Genomic DNA, 2180 nt, shown 5'->3' with positions numbered 1-2180 from the left:
TTCATATAATTCACTACCAACTTTAGAAACATCTGAAAAATTCACGGTCTCTACGGCAATTACACGTTTAGCACCTTTCATTTTGGCAAATTTTTGTACAAATAATCCGATAGGGCCAGAACCCAATACGATTACTGTATCTCCTGGTTTCATATCACTATGCTCTACACTCCAATATGCTGTTGGCAGTACATCTGATAGAAATAATACCTTTTCATCCGGTAGATTACTTTCAGGAACAACAAAAGAAGTCAAATCTGCAAATGGGACACGTAAGTATTCAGCTTGCCCTCCAGGGTGATTTCCGTTCATTTTATCAAAACCGAACAATCCGCCTTGATCAAACGCTGGATTAGGGTTGGAATTGTCACATTGACTTTCCATATGGTGTGCACAGAAATGACAATCTCCACAACCAATGTTGAAAGGGATAACAACTCGGTCGCCTTTTTTTACTTTGGTCACTGCAGAACCAACTTCTTCTACAATACCCATAGGCTCATGTCCTACTACATAGTCTTCTTCCATGACCGGTTTCCCGTTATGGTATAAATGCAAATCAGAACCACAAATAGCTGTTGCTGTAATGCGAATGATCATATCGGTTGGTTCTTCAATCGTTGGATCCGGGACTGTTTTGACTTCCATTTTTTCGTTTCCTTGCCATGTTACTGCATGTATATAATCTTTCCTTCATATAAAAGTGATAGTTTCAGATTTTAAAGTAGTTTATCATCTTGTTTTATATAAGACAAAAGTTATGTAATCGTTTAAGTTTTAACTTCTCTATTTTCGTACCACTATAGCTGTGCTATAGAACTTTTCTCATAAACGACAAGGGATTCTTGCTACTAAAGCTAGCATTGAAAGGTCGCTAACAGTGAATAATTATTCTATGACTGATACGGATATATAGCTTAGATAAATAAGTCCTACCACGCTATGTAAGTTATATGTTATTTTCGCTCCTATTTGATATTAAATACTTTTTTCCCAGTATGTATTTAATAAAAAATTATACTCCTCACTACACTTTATAGTAAGGAGTATCTATTCAACTATTTAAAAAAATATTGCTGTCTTCATTTAAAAAAAGTGATAAACTTATTTAAAAATAGACCATTAACACGCTCCTGAATAAATTAACCACAATGATTAAATAAAAGAGGATGAAAAATATGGAATATGTTGAACAAAATTTTTACTATCATAATGATCAAGAAGTATCCACAGACAACCTGCATCCGTTTGAAAAATTAACAGGAAAAAATGTGTATGAAGTGATTCGTGTTAGAGATGGCATACCGCTGTTTTTAGAAGATCATTTGCGCCGATTCAGAACGTTTGCTGGATCTGTCGGTCTTCCTTTAACAGATTCAGATGATATTTTAATCAATCGGTTATACCAACTTATAGATAAGAATGGTGCCTTTGATCAAAATATCAAATTGATCTGGAATAAAGACATTGGTTTACTGGCTTTCTTCACTAAAAGTTCTTATCCGCCTGCGAGCTATTATCAAAATGGCATTAAAACAACTTTGTTGAATTTGGAAAGAGAAGATCCGAATATCAAGATCCAACGTGAAGCGTATCAAAAAACTGTACTAGCCGAGCGAGAAAGAACAGGTTCTTATGAAGTACTTTTAGTCGACCAAGAAGGTAACGTTACAGAAGGCAGTCGTTCAAATTTATTTATTGTTAAAGGGGACAAACTCTATACTTCCCCAGCTAAAAATGTTCTTTTAGGTATTGTCCGTTCTAAAGTTGTAGCTATTTGCCAACAGCAGCAAATTGATATCATTGAACAAAATATTCCAGTAACTGGATTAAATACTATCGATGGCGCTTTTATATCAGGAACGGGTAACGATGTATTGCCTATAGCTTCCATCGATTCCTTCAAATTAGAGTCGATAAAAAGTCCGGTCATTTCGTCGATTATGCACGAATACGATCGTTTAGTGAAGCAGTACATTGCATCTAAAAAAGATATTTAAAAAAGGAGATTGCAAAACAAGATAGTCTCCCAACACAGAAACCCTTCAACTCATCCTAAACTAGAGAGTTGAAGGGTTTTTATTTTTTAGAGCTAGGTATTTCCTAGCTCCTTTTTTTATCAAGAATGACCATCAGGTTATTCAATAACGAATGCATCTAAAGTTGCCATATCAGCTTCA

General features: G+C 34.9%; 2 protein-coding genes. One reads left to right on the top strand and one right to left on the bottom strand.

All coding sequences use genetic code 11. The features are described 5' to 3' along the window. Positions 1-681, bottom strand: a 681-nt coding sequence (locus ABS916_RS12830; protein ID WP_350452269.1) for an alcohol dehydrogenase catalytic domain-containing protein, incomplete at its 3' end; no start/stop codon positions are given. 497 nt (positions 682-1178) lie between these two features. Here ABS916_RS12830 and ABS916_RS12825 point away from each other — a divergent pair. Next, positions 1179-2000 carry an aminotransferase class IV gene (locus ABS916_RS12825; RefSeq protein WP_350452268.1) on the top strand — a complete coding sequence of 274 codons (822 nt, stop codon included), beginning with the start codon at positions 1179-1181 and terminating at the stop codon, positions 1998-2000. Positions 2001-2180: the final 180 nt, after the last annotated feature.

The organism is Carnobacterium sp., assembly GCF_040274945.1.
In the GTDB taxonomy this organism is placed as follows: domain Bacteria; phylum Bacillota; class Bacilli; order Lactobacillales; family Carnobacteriaceae; genus Carnobacterium_B.
This window is presented reverse-complemented; position numbering and strand designations above follow the sequence as displayed.

What these genes read in the sequence shown, in the direction of transcription:
- ABS916_RS12825 (WP_350452268.1), top strand. Translation starts at nt 1,179, where the DNA reads ATGGAATATGTTGAACAAAATTTTTACTATCATAATGATCAAGAAGTA.